This window comes from Bradyrhizobium sp. USDA 4473 (genome assembly GCF_054063335.1).
Genome location: NZ_JBSSGE010000001.1, coordinates 6,936,490 through 6,956,111, shown reverse-complemented (window position 1 = coordinate 6,956,111; position 19,622 = coordinate 6,936,490). Strand labels below are relative to the sequence as shown.

General features: G+C 66.1%; 17 protein-coding genes and 1 pseudogene. 15 read left to right on the top strand and 3 right to left on the bottom strand.

The genetic code is table 11. From position 1 onward, the window contains the following. The first annotated feature begins 122 nt into the window (after window positions 1-122). From ACVW17_RS32825 to galE, 5 genes are all read left to right on the top strand, one after another. A complete protein-coding gene (locus ACVW17_RS32825) occupies window positions 123-1,328 on the top strand; it encodes a glycosyltransferase family 4 protein (RefSeq protein WP_456755733.1) in 1,206 nt (401 codons plus the stop codon). Between the two features lie 57 nt (window positions 1,329-1,385). Further along, complete coding sequence (locus ACVW17_RS32820) at window positions 1,386-2,048, top strand: ParA family protein (protein ID WP_212019004.1); 663 nt, start codon at window positions 1,386-1,388, stop codon at window positions 2,046-2,048. A 331-nt stretch (window positions 2,049-2,379) separates the two neighbouring features. Next, window positions 2,380-3,009 carry a transglutaminase-like cysteine peptidase gene (locus ACVW17_RS32815; protein ID WP_456755732.1) on the top strand — a complete coding sequence of 210 codons (630 nt, stop codon included), beginning with the start codon at window positions 2,380-2,382 and terminating at the stop codon, window positions 3,007-3,009. Between the two features lie 163 nt (window positions 3,010-3,172). Next, the gene (locus ACVW17_RS32810; protein WP_456755731.1) at window positions 3,173-3,430 is read left to right on the top strand and encodes a hypothetical protein; all 258 of its coding nucleotides are present in this window, start codon (window positions 3,173-3,175) and stop codon (window positions 3,428-3,430) included. Between the two features lie 139 nt (window positions 3,431-3,569). Next, complete coding sequence (gene galE / locus ACVW17_RS32805; RefSeq protein WP_456755730.1) at window positions 3,570-4,565, top strand: UDP-glucose 4-epimerase GalE; 996 nt, start codon at window positions 3,570-3,572, stop codon at window positions 4,563-4,565. 19 nt (window positions 4,566-4,584) lie between these two features. On the opposite strand, the gene ACVW17_RS32800 is transcribed toward galE, so the two are convergent. Next, complete coding sequence (locus tag ACVW17_RS32800) at window positions 4,585-5,571, bottom strand: UbiA family prenyltransferase (RefSeq protein WP_456755729.1); 987 nt, start codon at window positions 5,569-5,571, stop codon at window positions 4,585-4,587. Window positions 5,572-5,595: 24 nt separating this feature from the next. Next, window positions 5,596-7,146, bottom strand: a complete 1,551-nt coding sequence (locus ACVW17_RS32795; RefSeq protein ID WP_456755728.1) for a hypothetical protein — start codon at window positions 7,144-7,146, stop codon at window positions 5,596-5,598. A 125-nt stretch (window positions 7,147-7,271) separates the two neighbouring features. Here ACVW17_RS32795 and ACVW17_RS32790 point away from each other — a divergent pair, with 125 nt between their 5' ends. Both ACVW17_RS32790 and ACVW17_RS32785 read left to right on the top strand, forming a co-directional pair. Beyond that, window positions 7,272-8,420, top strand: a complete 1,149-nt coding sequence (locus ACVW17_RS32790; protein WP_456755727.1) for a hypothetical protein — start codon at window positions 7,272-7,274, stop codon at window positions 8,418-8,420. Beyond that, window positions 8,417-8,650, top strand: a complete 234-nt coding sequence (locus ACVW17_RS32785; RefSeq protein ID WP_456755726.1) for a hypothetical protein — start codon at window positions 8,417-8,419, stop codon at window positions 8,648-8,650. Before ACVW17_RS32790 ends, ACVW17_RS32785 begins: the two co-directional genes overlap by 4 nt. A gap of 5 nt (window positions 8,651-8,655) precedes the next feature. On the opposite strand, the gene ACVW17_RS32780 is transcribed toward ACVW17_RS32785, so the two are convergent. Beyond that, window positions 8,656-9,015: a VanZ family protein gene (locus tag ACVW17_RS32780; protein WP_456755725.1), complete on the bottom strand. Its 360-nt coding sequence runs from the start codon at window positions 9,013-9,015 to the stop codon at window positions 8,656-8,658. 406 nt (window positions 9,016-9,421) lie between these two features. Between ACVW17_RS32780 and ACVW17_RS32775 the strand changes: the two genes are divergently transcribed. The 8 genes and pseudogenes from ACVW17_RS32775 (at window position 9,422) to ACVW17_RS32740 (ending at window position 19,600) form a co-directional block, all read left to right on the top strand. Then, window positions 9,422-10,084, top strand: a complete 663-nt coding sequence (locus tag ACVW17_RS32775) for a response regulator transcription factor (RefSeq protein ID WP_163154879.1) — start codon at window positions 9,422-9,424, stop codon at window positions 10,082-10,084. Between the two features lie 221 nt (window positions 10,085-10,305). Beyond that, on the top strand, window positions 10,306-11,682 hold the full coding sequence (locus ACVW17_RS32770; RefSeq protein WP_456755724.1) for an ATP-binding protein: 1,377 nt from the start codon (window positions 10,306-10,308) through the stop codon (window positions 11,680-11,682). 275 nt (window positions 11,683-11,957) lie between these two features. Then, window positions 11,958-13,352: a hypothetical protein gene (locus tag ACVW17_RS32765; RefSeq protein ID WP_456755723.1), complete on the top strand. Its 1,395-nt coding sequence runs from the start codon at window positions 11,958-11,960 to the stop codon at window positions 13,350-13,352. Between the two features lie 314 nt (window positions 13,353-13,666). Beyond that, a complete protein-coding gene (gene ccmI, locus ACVW17_RS32760) occupies window positions 13,667-14,797 on the top strand; it encodes a c-type cytochrome biogenesis protein CcmI (protein WP_456755722.1) in 1,131 nt (376 codons plus the stop codon). A 59-nt stretch (window positions 14,798-14,856) separates the two neighbouring features. Then, window positions 14,857-15,354: a cytochrome c maturation protein CcmE gene (ccmE, locus tag ACVW17_RS32755; RefSeq protein WP_456755721.1), complete on the top strand. Its 498-nt coding sequence runs from the start codon at window positions 14,857-14,859 to the stop codon at window positions 15,352-15,354. Then, window positions 15,351-17,337, top strand: a pseudogene (locus ACVW17_RS32750) (heme lyase CcmF/NrfE family subunit). The gene ccmE and the pseudogene ACVW17_RS32750 overlap by 4 nt, the downstream one beginning before the upstream one ends. Then, window positions 17,337-17,843, top strand: coding sequence for a cytochrome c-type biogenesis protein (locus ACVW17_RS32745; RefSeq protein WP_456756580.1), 507 nt, complete (start codon window positions 17,337-17,339; stop codon window positions 17,841-17,843). The pseudogene ACVW17_RS32750 and the gene ACVW17_RS32745 overlap by 1 nt, the downstream one beginning before the upstream one ends. Before the next feature lie 170 nt (window positions 17,844-18,013). Then, on the top strand, window positions 18,014-19,600 hold the full coding sequence (locus ACVW17_RS32740; RefSeq protein WP_456755719.1) for a Do family serine endopeptidase: 1,587 nt from the start codon (window positions 18,014-18,016) through the stop codon (window positions 19,598-19,600). Window positions 19,601-19,622: the final 22 nt, after the last annotated feature.

The window sequence follows — 19,622 nt, the reverse complement described above, 5'->3', positions numbered from 1 at the left end:
GGGCTTAATGTTAATCCGGTAAGATAGTTTCACCCGTGCATATCGATGCCACACCCCCGGTCATGATGCAGAGCCTGACGCCAATCGAAGATCGCCCGGCCGGGGGGCGCGTCCGCCCGCCGATGAACGTCCTCTTCGTCCACAATAACTTTCCAGCCCAGTACCGCCACATCGCGCGCGCGCTTGCGGAGCAGCCCGGCAACAAGGTCGTCGCGGTCGGCTCGTCGACCGCGAGCACGACGCCGGATATCCGGCTGATCAAATACTCGACGACCAAGTCGGACTCCGCGATCGTGCATCCCTTTGCCCGCCGCTTCGATGTCGAATCGCGGCGCGCCGAGGAGGTTCTGTATGCGCTGTCCTCGCTGTCGGGGCAGGGCTTCGTGCCCGACCTGATCTTCGCGCATCCCGGCTGGGGCGAGACGCTGCCGTTGCGCACGATGTTTCCGCGCGCGCGGATCATCCTGTATTGCGAGTTCTTCTACGGCGCGGAGGGCAGGGACGTCGGCTTCGATCCCGAGTTTCCGATGACCGGCCTCGATGGCAATGTCGCGCTTCACCTGAAGAATGCGACCACGCTGCTGGCGCTCACGGAATGCGATTCCGGCGTGTCGCCGACGCCATGGCAAAGGTCGACCTTTCCCCGCGAGTTCCAGGGCAAGATCGAGGTCATCCACGAGGGCGTCGACACCGACGAGGTGAAGCCCAATCCGGTCGCGCGGTTTCAGCTGCCGAACGGCGCGACACTCTCGGCCGAGGATGAAGTGATCACCTACGTCTCGCGCAATCTCGAGCCGGTGCGCGGCTTCCACATCTTCATGCGGTCGCTGCCCAAGATCCTGGCGGCGCGGCCGAATGCGCAGGTGGTGATCGTCGGCGGCAGCGGAACGTCCTACGGGGCGAATCCGCCCAAGGGCTCGAGCTGGAAGTCGATGTTCCTCGACGAGATCAGGTCGGAGATCGACCTTCGCCGCGTGCATTTCCTCGGCCGGATTCCCCGGGACCAATATCTTGCACTGCTCCAGATCTCCTCGGTGCACGTCTATCTGACCTACCCCTTCGTGCTGTCATGGTCGCTGCTGGAAGCGATGAGCGCGGGGTGTGCGGTGGTGGCGTCCGACACCGCTCCGCTGCGCGACATCATCTCCGACGGCAACGGCCTGCTGGCGCCGTTTTTTGATATTGATGCCCTGTCGGATCAGGTAATCTCGGTGCTGAAACGGCCCAAGGCCTTCAAAAAGATGCGAATGAAGGCGAGAAGCTTCGTGAGGGACAATTACGACGCGAAACGGGTCTGTCTGCCCAGGATGCTGACGCTCGTTGGATGAAGGTGTCCTCCCGCGCACCCATCGGATCGCGCGGGGGATCACGCCCAGGAGTTTGCGATGCCGCTTGTCATTTCGGTTGCCCAGCGCAAGGGCGGGGTCGGCAAGACGACTCTCGCGGTCTTGCTGGCCGCGGAACTGGACCGGCGCACCGGCGTGGTGGGATTGGTCGACGCCGACTCCCAGGCATCCGCCTGTCATTGGGCCGAGCCCGGCAATCTGTCGTTCCCGGTCTATCAGCTTGATCCGGAAACCCGCCCCGTCGCCGAATGGGCCAAGCTGATGCGGCAGATTCCGCATCAGATCATCGTGGTGGACTCTGCCCCCAACGATCGGGTGCTCGGCGCCGTTCTCGCGGTCGCCAACATCGTGCTGATGCCCTGCACGCCGTCCGGCCTCGACATCGAAGCCACCGCGCGGACGCTCGACATCGTGCGGGAGGTCCGCGCCGCGCGGCGTACCGCGCTCCGCGCCATGATCGTGCCGAACCGCGTCGACCAGCGCACCCTCGAAGGCCAGCAATTGATCGAGGAGCTCGATACGCTCGACGAGGAGATCGGGCCGATGATCGGGAGCCGCTCGGCCTATGTTCGTGCGGTTGCGCTCGGCCAATCGGTGGCTGATTTCGCCGGCGGGACGCCCGCCGATCTCGAGATCAAGATGCTCGCCGATCTCGTGATGAACTGGTGCGGGATCGCGCCCAGGCAACGCGTGACCAGTTAACAGATCGCGCCGGCGCCTTCACGTCGGGCTAACCATTTCCGCAACGGAATCAGAAATCCCGCGCCGCAACCGGCCCTTGTCTGATCGCGCTGTCCGTGGGAACCGCAGGGAAAAGCCTGGAAAAGACGGCTCATCTGCCATCCATCGTGCATCACGACGCCGATGTGCGCGTTATCGTTGGCAATCGATAAGCCTGCCGGCGCCGCCGACGCCGCGTGGTTAACGGATGGCGCGCGCTCGCCCGCGCATTTGAAGCAAATGCCGCCGTGCGCTTGAGCCGAAGCGCAAGACATTTCCCGTACATGCTTCCCGGCACGGTGGGGAGTGAAGAATGTGCAGCGTCAAGAAAGTGATGGCCCTGGTTTTGGCCATCGTCGCGCTCGGGACCAGCGCACGGGATACGCAGGCCGGAATGATCGGCTTTCCGCTGCCGCTGCGCGGCGTGATCGAGCAGATCCGCTTCAGCGAGCCGACGCTGGCGCCGATGGCCTACACCATGTTCTGCATGCGCTATGCCGACGAATGCAAACAGAAGCCGCGCAGCCGCATGGTATTCCGCGGTGGTGCAACGCGCCTGACCAAGCAGCGCATCGCCGACCTGATCGAGATCAATGCGCAGGTCAACCGCCAGATCGCTCCGCAGCGCAATGAGCGCGGCCTCGCCGGCGAGGAATGGCTGATCAATCCGGCGCGCGGCGACTGCAACGATTATGCCGTCAGCAAGCGCCATGAGCTCCTGGCGCGCGGCTGGCCGATGCGCAATCTGCTGCTGAGCGAAGTGGTGACCTCCTGGGGCGAGCATCATCTGGTGCTGGTGGTCCGCGCCAAGGGCGGCGACATCGTGCTCGACAACCTGAATGCGCAGATCCGCAGCTGGTCGCAGGCGCGCTATCGCTGGGTCAGGATGCAGACCCCTGCGAACCCCGACCACTGGGCCGCGGTCGCACAGGCCGGCGTCTGAATTCCCGAGTTCACTCCATCGATCGAAACTGGCGCGGCGAGACATTTCGCCGTGCCGTTTTTGTTTGAGGTATGGATGACGATCGCAAGATCGCTGCGCTCACATTCCGGAACGATTGCCGGCTTGACCGGTTGATCCTGATCGCATCCATCGAAGCATCGCCATGAAACTGGCCGGCCTGTTCACGATCGCGACGCTGGCGGCTGCCGCCGCAGGCCCCGCGCTTGCGCAGGGCACCGGACCGACCACGCAGGGCGGATCCCGCTATTCGATCGACGGACCGGGCGGCGGCGTTCCGACCTCGCGGCCGCAGGCGACCCGGCCGGTCCCGTCGGCAACACCGATTTACCCTTACGGGAGAGCGTCGCGGCAGGCGCCGCCGGTCGGCCATCAGACCGGTGTGCCGCTGCGGTCGCGTTAACCGTCACTGCTGCGCACAAGCGGGACGGTCTTAACGCTATTCGCATTGCCGTTTTGCCGCGCCTGGCGGAATGTCGTACCCATGCAGGCGCTGCGTCTGTTGAGAGGCAGGATGGGTCCGCGCAGGGACGGCATTTTCGATGACGAGCAAGGGTTCGATACTGATCACAGGCGGCGCGGGATATATCGGCTCCCACTGCGCCAAGGCGGTTGCAGCGGCCGGATATGTTCCGGTCGTCTACGACAATCTGTCGACCGGTCATCGCAACTTCGTGCAATGGGGACCGCTGGTCGTCGGCGACGTCGCCGATCACGACAAGATCACCGCCACCGTCCGCGCGCACGATGCGTGCGCCGTGATGCACTTCGCGGCGTTCAGCGCGGTCGGCGAGTCCGTGGCGGATCCGCAGAAATACTTCACCAACAACGTCGCCGGCACGCTCGGCCTGCTGCGCGGCATGCGGCAGGCGGGTTGCGACCGGCTGGTGTTCTCCTCGACCGGCGCCGTCTACGGCAATGCCGGGCGCGATCCGATTCCGGAGAGCGCCGCGGGTCCGACCGTCAATCCCTACGGCCGCTCCAAATACATGATCGAGCAGATCCTGGCCGATTACCGCGCCGCCTATCAATTCAACTCGGTCTGCCTGCGCTACTTCAACGCCTGCGGCGCCGATGCGTCCGGCACCATCGGCGAGCTGCGTGATCCCGAGACACATCTGATTCCGCGCGCGCTGATGGCGCTGTTGGGGCACGTGCCTGATTTCGCGATCTTCGGCGAGGATTATGACACGCCCGACGGCACCGCGGTGCGCGACTACATCCATGTCGACGATCTCGCCAGCGCCCATATCGCCGCGCTCGAGCTGCTGCTGAAGGGCGACGCCGGCGGCGTGTTCAACCTCGGCACCGGCACCGGCTATTCGGTGCGCGAGGTGCTCGACGCGATCCGCGCCGAGACCGGGGAAGCGGTGCCGAGCGTGGTTCGCGAACGCCGGGCCGGCGATCCGCCGATCCTGGTCGCCGATCCCTCGAAGTCGGAAAGCGGCCTCGGCTTCAAGGCCAGTCGCTCGGATCTCGGCACCATCATCCGCTCGGCCTGGGCGTGGCACCAGAAGGCGCATCCGCGCCGGCGCTGACCACCGAGGCCGCAGTGCCTCAATCCAGCGTGATGTAATGCTGCTCCGCCAGCCGGGCGAGGAACGGCATGTCGACAAAGCTCGTCACCAGGAACACCACGACCAGCGCCAGCACGGTCAGCATCAGGCCGCGCTCGCCATAAAGCTTCTCGGGCTTTTGTGCCGACGATCCCGGTGCGGTCGACATCGAGAAATAGGCGGTGAACAGCATCACCACCAGCGGCATCGCAAGGATGTATTCGATGCGGTACTTCACCAGGAACACCGACAGGAAGAACACCGAGAACAGCGAATAGCTGAGACAGGAGGCGGTCAGCGACACCTCGGTATAGTCGGCAAAGCTCGCGCGGTAGCGCGCCAAGAGCTCCCGGCCGTGCGAGGCGGCGATCTCGCGATATTCGGACAGCCGCTTGGCCGCCATCAGGAATGCGCCGCCGAACCAGTAGCACAGGATCACCGAGCCCGGCGGCAGCGAGGTCGGGTCGATCATCGCCCAGCCGATCAACAGCCGCAGCGGATTGTTGACGGATTCCGAGATCACGTCGAAATAGGCCTTGTCCTTGCTGCGCAGCGGCGGGACGTTGTAGACGATGCCTTGAAGCGCGAAGATGCTGGTCGCGAACAGCATCAGGCGGCTGCTCGCCGCCGCGCAGGCGAGGCCAAGTACGACCAGCAGCAGCCATTCGATGCCGATGATCTTGCCGTCCATCGCGCTCTGCACCGCGGAGCGCTGCGACTTGGTCGGGTGATGCCGGTCGAAGTCGCGATCGAACCATTCGTTGATCACGTAATTCGCCGACGCGATGCAGATCGCAGCCAAGAGGCCAAGGATGATCGAGGCGGCAAGATGCTCGCCTCGCGTGCCGCGCAACAGCCAGGCCAGGATAATCCCGGGAATGATGAAGATATGCTTGGTGCTGTGATCGAGCCTGAGGATCGCAAGATACTGCTGAATGCCCGCGGCAGGCGGCTTGCTGGCTTCGACCTTGCTGTCCATCAGCGCCATGGCGCGGTTCCTTGTCCTGATCGCTTATCTGAGGAGGTAGACGTCGAAACTCTCGTCGCTCTTCGCCGGGCCGAAGCGGCGGATCATCGTGGTCGCTGCGCGGAAGTCGCTGAGGTCGGTGGCTGAGGCGCGGAACGTCCGCCACTCCTTGCCCTCGTCATAGGTCTGGTCGGGCGTGATCGCATCGAGCCGGTAGGCGAGCAGGATGATGACGGGCGCAGCACGCGTCTCGCGGAGCTCGCGCGCGAGTCGCAGCGTCTCGCCGAGATCGCCGTCCATTTTGCCCTTGCGCGAAAAGATCACGACGCTGCCGAACCTGTGGTCGCGTGCGAGATAGAGCGGATTCCCGACGTAATAGGGCAGCGCCTCGACCAGATATTCCGGCTCGCTGAGGATGATCGCGTTGGCGAGATCGGGGCGAGCGGCGATCAGGCGACCGAGATCGGCGCTGCGGCTTGCGACAACGCCGGTCGCCGCGTTGCGCAGATCGTTGATGCCGGCGGCGGTCTGGACAGCGAGCACCAGCAGTAGCGAGACGCGTCCGATCGCCGGCAGCAGTCCGGCGGAAGTCGCGGTGATCTTGCTCCAGCCGATCCAGTACAGCGCGATCAGGAAGCACAGGAAGACCGCGGCGTGGCGATAGGCGCCGTTGGCGGCGACGGCGAAGAACAGCGATGTCAGCAGCAGCGCGGCGATGGCGGCGAGAAACGCCGGTCGGCGCGGCAATAGCCCGAGGGTCGCGCCGAACAGCAGCGCCGATCCGACGACCGAAGGCAGCAAATTGGCAAACAGCGCGCCCAGCGACGTCGCGCCGGGGTTCACCAGCGAAAGAATTGCGGCCGTCAGCGGCGAAGCGTGCGACCAGTCGCGGGCCGCCGCATCATTGTAGGTCGGCAGCATCGTCACCGCGCAGATCGCGACGCCGATCGTCGCGATGGCCGCATTGACCGCGAAATTGGTCAGGAGCGGTGACCAGCGCCAGCCGTGAACTTCGAGCAGGTCGAGCAACCAGAACAGCAGGAAAGCGCCGGCCATGATCGCGCCGACGACATTGGTGTTGGCGAGCAGCAACAGCAGCACGCCGAGCACGAGGCCGCGGTCGCGGTGAGCCGGATAGCAGGCCGCGATCGCGAACAGGAACAAGGCCGAGATGCCGTAGTTCCTCGCCATCACCACATATTCGAACAGCAGCGCATGGCCGGTGATCAGCAGCAGGACCAGCGGCCGCGGCAACGGCGACCGGAAGATCAGCAGCGCGACGGTGACGAGCCCGACCGCGAAGGCCACACCGGGCAGCACCTCGACCCGGCCGACCGCGGCATGCGCGCCGCGCAGCAGCAGATACCAGAGGGCAGGGTGGCCTTCGCCATGCAGCCCTCGCAGCATCGCGATCACATCATCGCCATCAAGGGCGATGGTGAGCGCGCGCACCTCGTCGCGCCACATCACGTGACGGGAGATTTGGAAGCCGGTCAGCGCGATCCAGCCCGCCAGCAGCAGCAGGTCCGGCCAGGACCGGCGATCCCGCTTCGGCGCGAACAGCCAGTCGTCCAGGATTTGCAACAAGCGGGTCAATGAATCCTGCTGTATCCGGGAACGGTCACGCCGGACCGCGGCGTCATCTGCGGTTTCGTCATTTGTGTTAACAGTAAAAGCCACCTACAATATTGTAACATTATGGGCAATCCAGGCTAACATTTATGACGTCGACGCCGGCCCAGAGGTCGCTCAGCGACATCAGCCCTGCGCATCCCGAAGTGGAGTTCGCGCTGGTGCTGGCGCGGACCATCGATTCCGTGAACGCCGACCCGCAGCAGCTGCGCAGCGCGGTCTACGAGCTCGCGCGGCAAAAGCTGCAACAGCTCGCGCATCAGGATCCCAAGGAAAAAGCGCGCCTGATGCAGGCGCTGGAAGTCGCGATCGAGGGCGTCGAGGCGCACACCAGGGACAATCTGGTCGAGCGGTTCTCGGTGCCGCCGGCGCGGGCGCTGCCGGCATTCCTGGAAGCGGCAGGCGCCGCACGGCGGATCGAGGGTCCGCAGCGGATCGATGCCGAGGAGGCCTTTGTCGCGACGCTCGATCGGGTCGAGCTGCGGCGCCGGCCGCGCTGGTCGTCGTCGGCGCCGCTGCGCTACGTCGCGATGCTCGGCTTCTTTGCGTTGATCGCGGCCGTCGTGCTGTTGCAGCAGCGCGGCGTGTCATTGGCGGCAGCGCTGGCGATGATCGCGGGAACGCTTGCGCCGGTGCCGGCCGAACCGCAACGGCCCGCGGTCGTCGCGGCCGTGCCGGCGCCGGCCGCGCCCGTCGTGCCGCCCGCACCGAAACGGCCGTTGCCGACGGCTTACGGCGTCTACGCCGAGAGCGGCGGCAAGCTCTATGAGCTGCAATTGATCCAGGGCCGCGCACCGGATCCGCGCGTGGCGATTTCGGCTGCGATCACCAGGCCGAGCGAGACTGCATTGCCGGACGGCCATCTCCGCTTCATCGTGTTCCGGCGCGAGGGCGCCGGCGGCGCGTCCGATCCGATCGACGTGCGCCTGATCGCGCGCGTGACCCAGCAGACCACATTCGACACGGCCGGCAAGCCGGTGGTCTCGCCCGGTGACGACACCTGGGTGATCCGCAACATCTCGATCCCGTTCCGCGCCGCGCCGCTCAGCGAGGATCCGCAGATGTTCGAGGTCCAGCCGCGCGACGACACGCCGCTGTCGCCGGGACGCTACGCGCTGATCCTGAAGGCGCAGGCCTACGATTTCACAGTCGAGGGCGCGGTGACCGACAAGCGGCACTGCCTGCAGCGGCTGGCGGCCGCCAATGGCGTGTTCTACTCGGAATGCGAGAAGCCGTGAGCGGCACGCCCATTCGGCTCGGCATTGTGCTGGCGTTGTTGCTGTCGTCGCGGGCCGCCATCGCAGCCCCCGATGCCGAGACGGCGAAGCGGTGCCTGCGCGCGGCCTATATGGTCTATCCGTACAAGCGGCCGGGGGCGGCGCCGATGAATGGCGACCGGTTGAATTTCTTCCAGCAATGCATGGCGCAGCAGGGCACCAGGTCCGCGGAAGCGCCGAAGCGCGATTGAGCGGTTCAACCCGCGGATTGTTCCGCGCGCGACCGCAGCCGGCCGAACTGGCTGCGCAGCACCAGTAGGATGAGGTGACCCGCGCCGACGCCGGCGAAACCTCCCGCCACCTTGACGATCGCGTCGAGCAGCCGGCCGTGACGGTCCGGCGTCAGCAATTGCATCGCCTCGAGCGTGAACGAGCTGAACACGACAAACAGCACGATCAGCCCGGTCCGCCGCGGGTAACCCAGCAGGAAGGCCATCGCCATCACCGCATATGCGGCGAAGCGCTCGGTCTGGGGATGGAAGAACGACGGACGGTCCTGGATGGGGGACAACGTGACGAATGCGATGAAGGCCAGCGCAAGCCAGCCGGCAACCACGCCAAATGTCCTAATCTTCGAAACAAGCAATCAAGTATTCCCGGTCCCTGTGCCCCCGACGTGCCGCTGGATTAGCGTATCGCTGATACCAGCGAAAATGAATTGCCCGCCGAAGGTTAACCTGCCGCCCACTGTGACATTGCTCACGCTGCCGATGCGTCAGGACCATGATGATAGACCAGCGGTCGCATATCCAAAATTATAGTATCATAATACCAGTAATTGAAACCAAGCCTCATTCCGTCCGCACCTTGCGGCGGGAACCGGCCGCGCTTGCGCGGGTTCCCGGGATGGTGCACCTGACGAAAAAATTAGCTTTGGCCGGTGGCTCCATTCATAAGCCGTTCACGGCGCGAAGCCTCATTTGATGCCCGGACTATCGCAATGTTCACTCTCGGAGGCCAAAGTGCGTCTGCTTGTCGTTGAGGATGACCCGGATCTGAACCGCCAGCTCACCACCGCGCTGACGGACGCCGGCTATGTGGTCGATCGCGCGTTCGACGGCGAGGAGGGGCATTTCCTTGGCGACAGCGAGCCCTACGACGCGGTGGTGCTGGATATCGGCCTGCCCAAGATGGACGGTATCTCGGTGCTGGAGGCCTGGCGGCGCAACAAGCGGGTGATGCCGGTCCTGATCCTCACCGCGCGCGACCGCTGGAGCGACAAGGTGCAGGGCTTCGATGCGGGCGCCGACGACTATGTCGCCAAGCCGTTCCACCTCGAGGAGGTGCTGGCGCGGATCCGCGCGCTGCTGCGCCGCGCCACAGGGCATGCCCAGGTCGAGCTGGTCTGCGGGCCGGTGGCGCTCAACACCCGTACCAAGCGGGTCACCGTCAACGGCAACCCGATCAAGCTGACCTCGCACGAGTACAACCTGCTTGATTATCTGATGCACCACACCGGGCGGGTGGTGTCGCGCACCGAGCTGGTCGAGCATCTCTACGACCAGGACTTCGACCGCGACTCCAACACCATCGAGGTGTTCGTCGGCCGCATCCGCAAGAAGCTGGAAGTCGATATCATCCAGACGGTTCGCGGCCTCGGCTACATGCTGTCGCCGCCGACCTAAGGCATTTTCTGAAGCCGCCGGCGCGCGCGAGGAAAGCGCGACCAAACAACGGGATAAGGGCATAACCTGTTCAATCGGATCATGCTCTTGAGATGCTTGATCGCCATGCGGGCATTGGCATGATCCGGGCCAGGAGAAACTGGATTCGCGAAACTGGATTCGCCGATGTCTGAATCCCCGATGTCTGTTGCCGCCGGCCCGCTGCTCGAGCGCGTGCCCTGATGGGCGGCAGCTCGCTTGCGACACGCCTGTTCGTCTCGGCGACCGCCTGGGTGGTGGTGATCCTGGCGATCACCGGCGTCATCCTGTCGTCGGTCTATCGCGACGCGACCGAGCGCGCCTTCGACCGCCGGCTCAATCTCTATCTGCGCACCCTGATCGCCGAGGTGGCGACGCCGGACGAGCCGGCCGACCGCCAGTTCCAGTCACTCGGCGAGCCACTGTTCGACCTGCCGCTGTCGGGCTGGTACTGGCAGATCACCCGCACCGACACCGAAAAGGGCGAGACCCGGGCCTCGCGCTCGCTGTGGGACAAGAAGCTGCCCAAGCTCGAGGATCACGGTGCCGAACTGACCGCCGCCGGCGTCCGCCTCGGCTATGTCGACGGGCCCGAGGGCCAGAGCCTGCGGATGGTGGAGCGGCCGGTCGATCTCGGCGCCGACGGCAAGTTCCTGGTCAGCGTCGCCGGCGATGCCACCGAGATCTTCGATGAGACCCGCAGCTTCGATTATTACCTGTTCGGCACCTTCGCAGCCCTCGGCATCGTGCTGCTGCTGACCACCATCTTCCAGGTCCGTTACGGCCTGGCGCCGCTGAAGCGCATTTCGGACTCCATTGCCGATATCCGCTCCGGCCGCGCCGAGCGGCTGGAGGGCCGCTTCCCTGTCGAGATCGCGCCGCTGGCGCGCGAGACCAATGCGCTGATCGATGCCAACCGGGAGATCGTCGAGCGCTCGCGCACCCATGTCGGTAATCTCGCGCATGCGATCAAGACGCCGCTGTCGGTGATCGTGAACGAGGCAGGCGCGCATGCCGCCGATCCGTTCGCCAGCAAGGTGCTGGAGCAGGCCGATCTGATGCGCGACCAGGTCGCCCATCATCTCGAGCGGGCGCGGATCGCCGCCCGCGCCACCATCGTCAGCACCATCACCGACGTCGCGCCCGCGATCGAGGCGCTGCGCCGGACCATGGAGAAGATCCATCGCGATCGCGATCTCACCATCGAGGCCAAGGCCGATCCGGCGGCGCGGTTCCGCGGCGAGCGGCAGGACCTCGAGGAGATGGTCGGCAATCTCGTCGACAATGCCTGCAAATGGGCCGCCTCGCAGGTGCTGATCGAGATCGCCGTGGTCCCGCCGGAGACGTCGGGCGCAGGACCCAGGCTGCGCATCGTGGTCGACGACGACGGCCGCGGCCTGTCGGAGGCCGAGCGCGCCCAGGTGGCGCGGCGCGGCCAGCGGCTCGACGAATCGAAGCCCGGCTCGGGGCTCGGCCTGTCGATCGTGACCGATCTCGCCGGGCTTTATGGTGGCAAGCTCACCCTGAACGACGCTCCGATCGGCGGTCTGCGGGCGGAGCTGGTGCTGCCGGCGGTGTAGGCGAGCAATTCCATGAAACCAGCTCATGGGAACGCTCGTTGGGTATCGTCATTCCGGGGCGATGCGAAGCATCGAACCCGGAATCTCGAGATTCCCCGATGCGCAATTGCGCATCTGAGGTTCGCTGCGCGCCCCGGAATGACGATGTTCGCCGCCGCCGCATCGTTCCTTGCGCCCTCATTCTTCCTAAACGCGTTCTTAACGCGCCAACCACTATCATCGCGGGCGGACGGGCTGCGGCGTTTGCCGGGCACCAAGCTTTCACGACCGGGCGCATGAGCCAAAAATCGACCGAGCGGCTGAGGGATTATCTCGCGCAGCTTCCGCCGCAATCGCAGGCGCTGCTGATGCGCGAGCTGGAGCGCGCGGTCGAACGCGGCGACGATGTCGCCGTCGCCAATCTGGTGCTGGAGCAGCTGCGCAAGATCGTGCGCGGGGCCGAGGAGGACGAGCGGATCGAGCCGCGCAGCGACGATCCGGCGCGGCTGTTGTTCCGGCCGCTCGAGCCGTTCCTCGCCGAGACCAATTTCCCGACCCGGCCCGGCCAGCTGCGGCGCGCCTCACTGCTGCCGATCTGGCAGTGGCTGGCCCGCGAGGGCGCGCCGGAGGCGGCCCGCGCATTCGAGGCGGCGCTGGCGGCGGCCACCGAGAGCGGCCCGATGGAAGTCGCCGCGCGAAAATTCCAGCTGGCGGCTGCGGAGGCCATCCTCAAGGTCGCAGGGCCGAGCCAGGACGACCGCCAGCGCGCGCTGGCGCGGGTCGGCCCGCCGAGCGTGGTCGAGGACCTGCTGCCGATCGGCCTGGTGCTGCAGGCCCGCGAGGCGCTGGAAACCCTGGGCAGCCGGCTGCCAAGCCAGATCCGCGTGTTCGCGGATTCCCAGATCGCCTCCGCCACCGAGGCGCTGAAGCTGCCGTCGCTGCAGACGCCGCAGCTCTTGCCGTTCGCGCTGTCGCTGATCGCGCAGCGGCTCGCCGCGCCGTGGCAGATCGTCCGCCTCGCGATCAAGATGGCAGCCTCCGACGACGAGCTGCGGGTTGCGGCCACGCCCTACGGCGTCGCCGTCACCATCGCGCTGCATGATCTGTCGTTCGTCGCGGCCTGCCTGCGCACCGACATCAAGCGCGGGCATTTCGACTATGTCGGCGAGCAGCTCAAGACCCTGCATGACGGGGTCCGCGGCCTGCGCACCGAGCTCGACCTGCGCAACGACTCCACCTGGGGCCGTCAGCTGACGTCGGTCCGCGCCGACACCTCGAACGCGCTGCAATCGGAGATCGACAGCGTGCCGGGCCGGGTCCGCCGCATCCTGCGCCAGCGCGCCGACAAGGACATCACGGCCGGCGCCAAGATCGACCCGTCCGAGGTCGAGGACGCCGCCGCCCTGATCGATTTCGTCGCGGTGTGCCGCACCTATGCCAGCGAGCTCGCCATCAACGAGGTGACGCTGCGGACCTTCTCGGACCTGCAGCATTATGTCGAGCAATCGACCGAGGGGCTGGTGCAGTCACTGCGCGGCGGCGACGCCCGAGTCCGCGCCTTCCGCCAGCAGCAGGTCAAGGCCGCGATCCGCTTCTGCGAGGTGCTGTTCGGCCACGACTACGCCTCGCTAATGAACCGGGCGGCGGAGAATGCCGTGACAGGGGAGCGAAAGTCGTCGCGCGCGGGGTAGCGGGAGCGCTGGGACAGAGCGATCGCGCGATTTCGGAATAATGGAAGTGTGGCGCTGAGTTGCCCGGCGTGTCAAGTCGTCATTCGAGGGCCGGCGGCCGCCGCACCTTTGCATGGGGTTGTTTCGCGGTTTTTGATCGTGCGCGCCTTTACCGGGAAACACCATTGCCCGGCCGCCGCAACGACGCTGGAAAACCGCCTGATTTCGACCTTCCGCCGATCCAGCAATTGTCAATTGCCGGGCTCGCCGCCGGTGGTGTAAAGCGATTCTAAGGTGGCTTGCCGGAAGCCGCCGTTCCATCCGGGAACCGCTTGATGACGCTGTGGTTTGTGTTCGCGCTGATGACGGTCGCGGCGATCTTTGCCGTGCTGTGGCCGCTCAGCCGGCGCGGGCGCGCGGACTCGGGCGGCAGCGAGGTCGTGGTCTACCGCGACCAGCTCGCCGAAATCGACCGCGACATGGCCTCAGGGATCATCGGCGCCGCCGAGGCGGACGCCGCGCGGATCGAGATCAGCCGCCGGCTGCTCGCCGCCGCCGACCAGAGCGGACGCGACACCCCGGTAACGGGCAGTCTCACGCTGCGCCGCGCTGCGGCGGTGGTGGCGCTGGTCGGGCTGCCGGTGATTGCCTCGAGCTTCTATCTCGCGCTCGGCTCGCCGCGGCTCGGCGACTTTCCGCTTGCCGAGCGCAGCAAGGTCGCCGATGCCAACCAGCCGCTCGCCAATCTGGTCGCGCAGGTCGAGGCGCATCTGGAGAAGAACCCGACCGACGGCCGCGGCTGGACCGTGCTGGCGCCGGTGCTGTCGCGGCTCGGCCGCTACGATGACGCGGTGCGCGCCTATCGTAACGCCATCAGCTATGCCGGCGACAGCGCCGATCGCCGCGCCGATCTCGGCGAGGCCTTGATGGGAAGCGCCGGCGGCGTCGTCACCGCGGAGGCCAAGGCGGAGTTCGAGCGCGCGGTCGCGCTCAATGGCGATGATGCCAAGGCGAACTATTTCCTCGGCCTCGCCGCCGAGCAGGACGGTCGCACGGCCGACGCCGCCGCGCTCTGGCAGAAGATGCTGGCGAAGGCGCCGTCCGATGCGCCGTGGCGGCCGCTGGTGCAGGCCGCGCTGGTGCGGGTCGGCGGCAGCGTGCCAGACGTCCCGCCGGGCGTCAGCGCGCCGAGACTGCCGGACGGTGCGATGGCTGCGGCGAAAGACATGAGCGAGGCCGATCGCGGCACCATGATCAAGGGCATGGTCGATCGGCTGGCGACGCGGCTGAAGACCAATGGCGACGACGTCGAGGGCTGGCTGCGGCTGGTGCGCGCCTATCTCGTGATGGGGGAGCGCGACAAGGCGATGAGCGCGCTTGCCGACGCTCGTCAGGCTGTCGCCAAGGATGCGGTCCGGTTGCGTCAGCTCAATGAAGGGCTGAAGAATCTCGGGTTGGATGGATAAATCATGACGCCGAAACGAGCGCAGCGGTTTTCGGAGAACGTCATGAGCAAGGATAGACCATGACCAGGAAGCAACGGCGTTTGACATTGATCGGCTGCGCGCTCGCCGTGCTCGCGATCGCCGCGGGTCTGGTGCTGAACGCGCTGCGCGATTCCATCGTGTTCTTCTCGACGCCGTCGATGGTCGCCGAAAAGCATCTCGGCCCGGGCAAGCGTTTCCGCCTCGGCGGCCTGGTGGAACAGGGCTCGCTGAAGCGCGGCGACAATCTTGCCGTGACCTTCACCGTCGGCGACGGCGGCGCGACGCTGCCGGTCGCCTACAAGGGCATCCTGCCGGATCTGTTCCGCGAAGGGCAGGGCGTCATTGCCGAAGGCGCGCTCGATGCGGACGGCGTGTTCCGCGCCGACACCGTGCTCGCCAAGCATGACGAGACCTACATGCCGAAGGATGTCGCCGATGCCCTGAAGAAGCAGGGTCATTGGAAGGACGATTACGGCAAGAAGCCGAACAATATGCCGAGCGCCTCCGCGGCGCCGACCCAGGGAGCCATGCGGTGATCGCCGAAAGCGGACATTACGCGCTGGTGCTCGCGCTCGCCCTTGCGCTGATCCAGTCGATCGTGCCGATCGTCGGCGCGCGCTGGCGCGATGCGGCGCTGATGAACGTCGCGCGCTCGACCGCGCTCGCGCAATTGCTGTTCGTCGCGGCGTCGTTTGCAGCGCTGGTGACGCTGCACGTCACCTCGGATTTCTCGGTCGCCAATGTCTACGAGAATTCGCATTCGCTGAAGCCGCTGCTCTACAAGATCACCGGCGTGTGGGGAAACCATGAAGGCTCGATGCTGCTGTGGGTGTCGATCCTGGCGCTGTTCGGCGGCCTCGTCGCGGCGTTCGGCAACAATTTGCCGCTGTCGCTGCGCGCGCATGTGCTGGCGGTGCAGGCCTGGATCGCCAGCGCCTTCTATCTGTTCATCCTGATCACCTCGAATCCGTTTCTGCGCATCGCCAATCCGCCGCTCGAGGGCCGCGACCTCAATCCGGTGCTGCAGGACATCGGCCTCGCGGTGCATCCGCCGATGCTCTATCTCGGCTATGTCGGCTTCTCGATCTCGTTCTCGTTCGCGGTGGCGGCGCTGCTGGAAGGGCGGATAGACGCCGCCTGGGCGCGCTGGGTGCGGCCGTGGACGCTGATGGCGTGGATCTTCCTGACGCTCGGCATCGCGATGGGCTCCTACTGGGCCTATTACGAACTCGGCTGGGGCGGCTGGTGGTTCTGGGATCCGGTCGAGAACGCCTCGCTGATGCCGTGGCTGGCCGGCACCGCGCTGTTGCATTCGGCGCTGGTGATGGAGAAGCGCAACGCGCTGAAGGTCTGGACCGTGCTGCTCTCGATCCTGACCTTCTCGCTGTCGCTGCTCGGCACGTTCCTGGTGCGCTCCGGCGTGCTGACGTCGGTTCACGCCTTCGCCACCGATCCGACCCGCGGCGTGTTCATCCTGCTGATCCTGTTCGTGTTCATCGGCGGCAGCCTGTCGCTCTATGCCTGGCGCGCGCCGGCGCTGAAGCAGGGCGGCCTGTTCGCACCGATCTCGCGCGAAGGCGCGCTGGTGCTCAACAATCTCCTGCTCACCACCGCCTGCGCGACGGTGTTCATCGGCACGCTGTATCCGCTGGCGCTCGAGGTCCTGACCGGCGAGAAGATCTCGGTCGGCGCGCCGTTCTTCAATTTCACCTTTGCGCCTTTGTTCGTGCCGCTGCTGCTCGCGGTGCCGTTCCGGGCCGCTGCTGGCCTGGAAACGCGGCGATCTGCTCGGCGCGGCGCAGCGGCTGATGGTGGCCGGTATCGTCGCGCTGGTTGCGATCGCGCTGGTGTTGGCCTGGACCTATGGCGGCGCGACGCTGGCGCCGCTTGCGATCGGGCTTGCGGCCTTCGTCATCATGGGCGCGCTGTGCGATCTCGCCGAACGCGTCGCGCTGTTTAGGATTCCGCTGTCGCTCTCGCTGCGCCGTGCGCGCGGCCTGCCGCGCGCCACCTGGGGCACGGCCTTCGCGCATGCCGGTCTCGGCATCGCGCTGATCGGGATCGTCTGCGAGACCACCTGGAACAGCGAATATATCGGCTCGATGAAGCCAGACGACACGGCCCGCGTCGCCGGCTACGAGCTGCGGCTCGACGGCCTGAACCCGCGGCAGGGGCCGAACTTCCGCGAGATGGTCGCGCAATTCACCGTGACCCGTGACGGCGAAAAGATCAGCGTGATGACGCCGTCGAAGCGCAATTTCACGACCCGCGGCGCCTCGACGACCGAGGCCGCGCTGCTGACCCGCGGCGCCAGCCAGCTCTATATCTCATTGGGAGATGCCTCGGCCGACGGCACGATCGCGGTGCGCATCTATCACAAGCCGCTGGTGCTCATGATCTGGTGGGGGCCGGTGCTGATGGCGTTCGGCGGGTTGCTGTCGCTGTCCGACCGCCGCCTGCGGGTCGGTGCGCCGAAGCCGGCCAAGGCGGCCGCGCGCGCCTTGCAGGCGGCCGAATGATGCGGAAGCGCAGCCTCGCAGCCGCCATGCTCGCGGCGACCTTGCTGCTCGGTGCGATGCCGGCGCGTGCCGTGCTGCCGGACGAGATCATGACCGACCCGGCCAAGGAGACGCGGGCGCGCGAGCTCTCGAAAGAGCTGCGCTGCATGGTCTGTCAGAACCAGTCGATCGACGATTCGGAGGCACCGCTGGCGCGCGACCTCCGCCTCTTGGTCCGTGAGCGCATCTCGGCCGGCGACAGCGACGCCCAGGTGATCGACTTCCTGGTGGCCCGCTACGGCGAATTCGTGCTGCTCAAGCCGCGCCTCAACGAGCATACGCTGGTGCTGTGGCTGACCCCGCCGCTGGCGCTTCTGCTGGGCGGTTTTGCGCTCTGGCGGCTCGGTCGGCGCAGGGCAAATCCGCGCCCCGGTGGGGCCGATTCCGCCCCCGGATTGACGCCCGACGAAGAGGCGCGCCTGGAACGGCTGCTGGCGGCTGAATCCGCGCCGGACAAGCCGGTTTAGTTCCGGCTTTAAGCTGTTATTTTGCCTGCGTTATTCTGCCGCAGCATCGGCGCGCTCAATTACCAAAGTTTAATTCCGCAGCCAGCGCGCTGTAAGGCTGATGACCCCATGTTCAGATGCATCAGGTGCTCGCCCCGCACCAATGATTCTGGCCCTGGAGATTTCAGCCAATGACCGAACGTCCCGACCTCTCGACCCTTCCGTCCTACAAGGCGCCGAAGCGCGCGCTGTTTTCCGCCCGCAAACTCGCGCTGATGGCCTCGGTCGTGGCTGGCCTCGGTGCCGCCACCTACGGCTTCAGCCCCTCGCATAATCCCGCCGACCTGTTCACGACCCCCGCGCATGCGCAGGTCAATAACGAGGTCAAGAAGGTCCAGCAGCCGGTCGGGTTCGCCGACATCGTCGAGCGCGTCAAGCCGTCGGTGATCTCGGTCAAGGTCAACATCCGCGAGAAGGTCGCCAAGGACGACGGCGGCAACAATGACGATTCGCCGTTCCAGCCGGGTTCGCCGATGGAGCGCTTCTTCCGCCGCTTCGGCGGTCCGGATGGCTTGCCCCCGGGTCTGCGCGGTGGGCCGCGTGGCGGTGGCGTGGTGACCGGTCAGGGCTCCGGCTTCTTCATCTCGGCTGACGGCTATGCCGTGACCAACAATCACGTCGTCGACGGCGCCGACAAGGTCGAAGTCACGACCGATGACGGCAAGACCTATTCCGCCAAGGTGATCGGCACCGATCCGAAGACCGACCTCGCGCTGATCAAGGTCGAGGGTGGCCCGAACTTCCAGTTCGCCAAGCTCTCCGACAGCAAGCCGCGCATCGGCGACTGGGTGCTGGCGGTCGGCAATCCGTTTGGCCTCGGCGGCACCGTGACCGCGGGCATCGTCTCCGCCTCCGGCCGCGACATCGGCAACGGCCCGTATGACGATTTCATCCAGATCGATGCGCCCGTGAACAAGGGCAATTCGGGCGGCCCGGCGTTCGACGTCTCGGGCGAGGTGATGGGCGTCAACACCGCGATCTACTCGCCGTCCGGCGGCAGCGTCGGCATCGCGTTCTCGATTCCCGCGGCGACCGTGAAGAGCGTCGTCGCCCAGCTGAAGGACAAGGGCTCGGTCAGCCGCGGCTGGATCGGCGTCCAGATCCAGCCGGTGACCTCCGACATCGCCGACAGCCTCGGCATGAAGAAGGCCGAAGGCGCGCTGGTCGCCGAACCGCAGGCCAACGGCCCCGCGGCCAAGGCCGGCATCGAGTCCGGTGACGTCATCACCGCCGTCAATGGCGAGCCGGTGAAGGATGCGCGCGAACTCGCCCGCACCATCGGCGGCATCGCGCCCGGCAATGCCGTGAAGCTGAACGTGCTGCACAAGGGTCAGGACAAGGTCGTCAACATCACGCTCGGCCAGTTGCCGAACAATCTGGAAGCCAAGGCTGACACCGATAACAGCGACAGGGGCAACTCGTCGCGCGGCACCGATGTGCCGAAGCTCGGCCTCACCGTGGCTCCCGCCAACAGCGTGGCCGGCGCCGGCAAGGAAGGCGTGGTCGTGACCGAAGTCGATCCCAAGAGTGCTGCCGCCGAGCGGGGCTTCAAGGAAGGCGACGTGATCCTCGAGGTCGCCGGCAAGTCCGTCGGCACTGCCGGCGAGGTCCGTGATGCGATCACCGCGGCCCGCAGCGACAACAAGAACAGCGTTCTCATGCGCGTGAAGAGCGGCGGTTCGTCGCGCTTTGTGGCAGTGCCGCTGGCCAAGGGATAACTACATATGAGTTGGAAAGCGT

Excerpts from the sequence above, each read along its gene's own strand:
- ccmE (WP_456755721.1), top strand. The coding sequence starts at position 14,857 with ATGACCAGGAAGCAACGGCGTTTGACATTGATCGGCTGCGCGCTCGCC.
- galE (WP_456755730.1), top strand. The coding sequence starts at position 3,570 with ATGACGAGCAAGGGTTCGATACTGATCACAGGCGGCGCGGGATATATC.
- ccmI (WP_456755722.1), top strand. The coding sequence starts at position 13,667 with ATGACGCTGTGGTTTGTGTTCGCGCTGATGACGGTCGCGGCGATCTTT.
- ACVW17_RS32770 (WP_456755724.1), top strand. The coding sequence starts at position 10,306 with ATGGGCGGCAGCTCGCTTGCGACACGCCTGTTCGTCTCGGCGACCGCC.
- ACVW17_RS32745 (WP_456756580.1), top strand. The coding sequence starts at position 17,337 with ATGCGGAAGCGCAGCCTCGCAGCCGCCATGCTCGCGGCGACCTTGCTG.
- ACVW17_RS32810 (WP_456755731.1), top strand. The coding sequence starts at position 3,173 with ATGAAACTGGCCGGCCTGTTCACGATCGCGACGCTGGCGGCTGCCGCC.
- ACVW17_RS32800 (WP_456755729.1), bottom strand. The coding sequence starts at position 5,571 with ATGGCGCTGATGGACAGCAAGGTCGAAGCCAGCAAGCCGCCTGCCGCG.
- ACVW17_RS32790 (WP_456755727.1), top strand. The coding sequence starts at position 7,272 with ATGACGTCGACGCCGGCCCAGAGGTCGCTCAGCGACATCAGCCCTGCG.
- ACVW17_RS32815 (WP_456755732.1), top strand. The coding sequence starts at position 2,380 with ATGTGCAGCGTCAAGAAAGTGATGGCCCTGGTTTTGGCCATCGTCGCG.
- ACVW17_RS32825 (WP_456755733.1), top strand. The coding sequence starts at position 123 with ATGAACGTCCTCTTCGTCCACAATAACTTTCCAGCCCAGTACCGCCAC.
- ACVW17_RS32765 (WP_456755723.1), top strand. The coding sequence starts at position 11,958 with ATGAGCCAAAAATCGACCGAGCGGCTGAGGGATTATCTCGCGCAGCTT.
- ACVW17_RS32740 (WP_456755719.1), top strand. The coding sequence starts at position 18,014 with ATGACCGAACGTCCCGACCTCTCGACCCTTCCGTCCTACAAGGCGCCG.
- ACVW17_RS32820 (WP_212019004.1), top strand. The coding sequence starts at position 1,386 with ATGCCGCTTGTCATTTCGGTTGCCCAGCGCAAGGGCGGGGTCGGCAAG.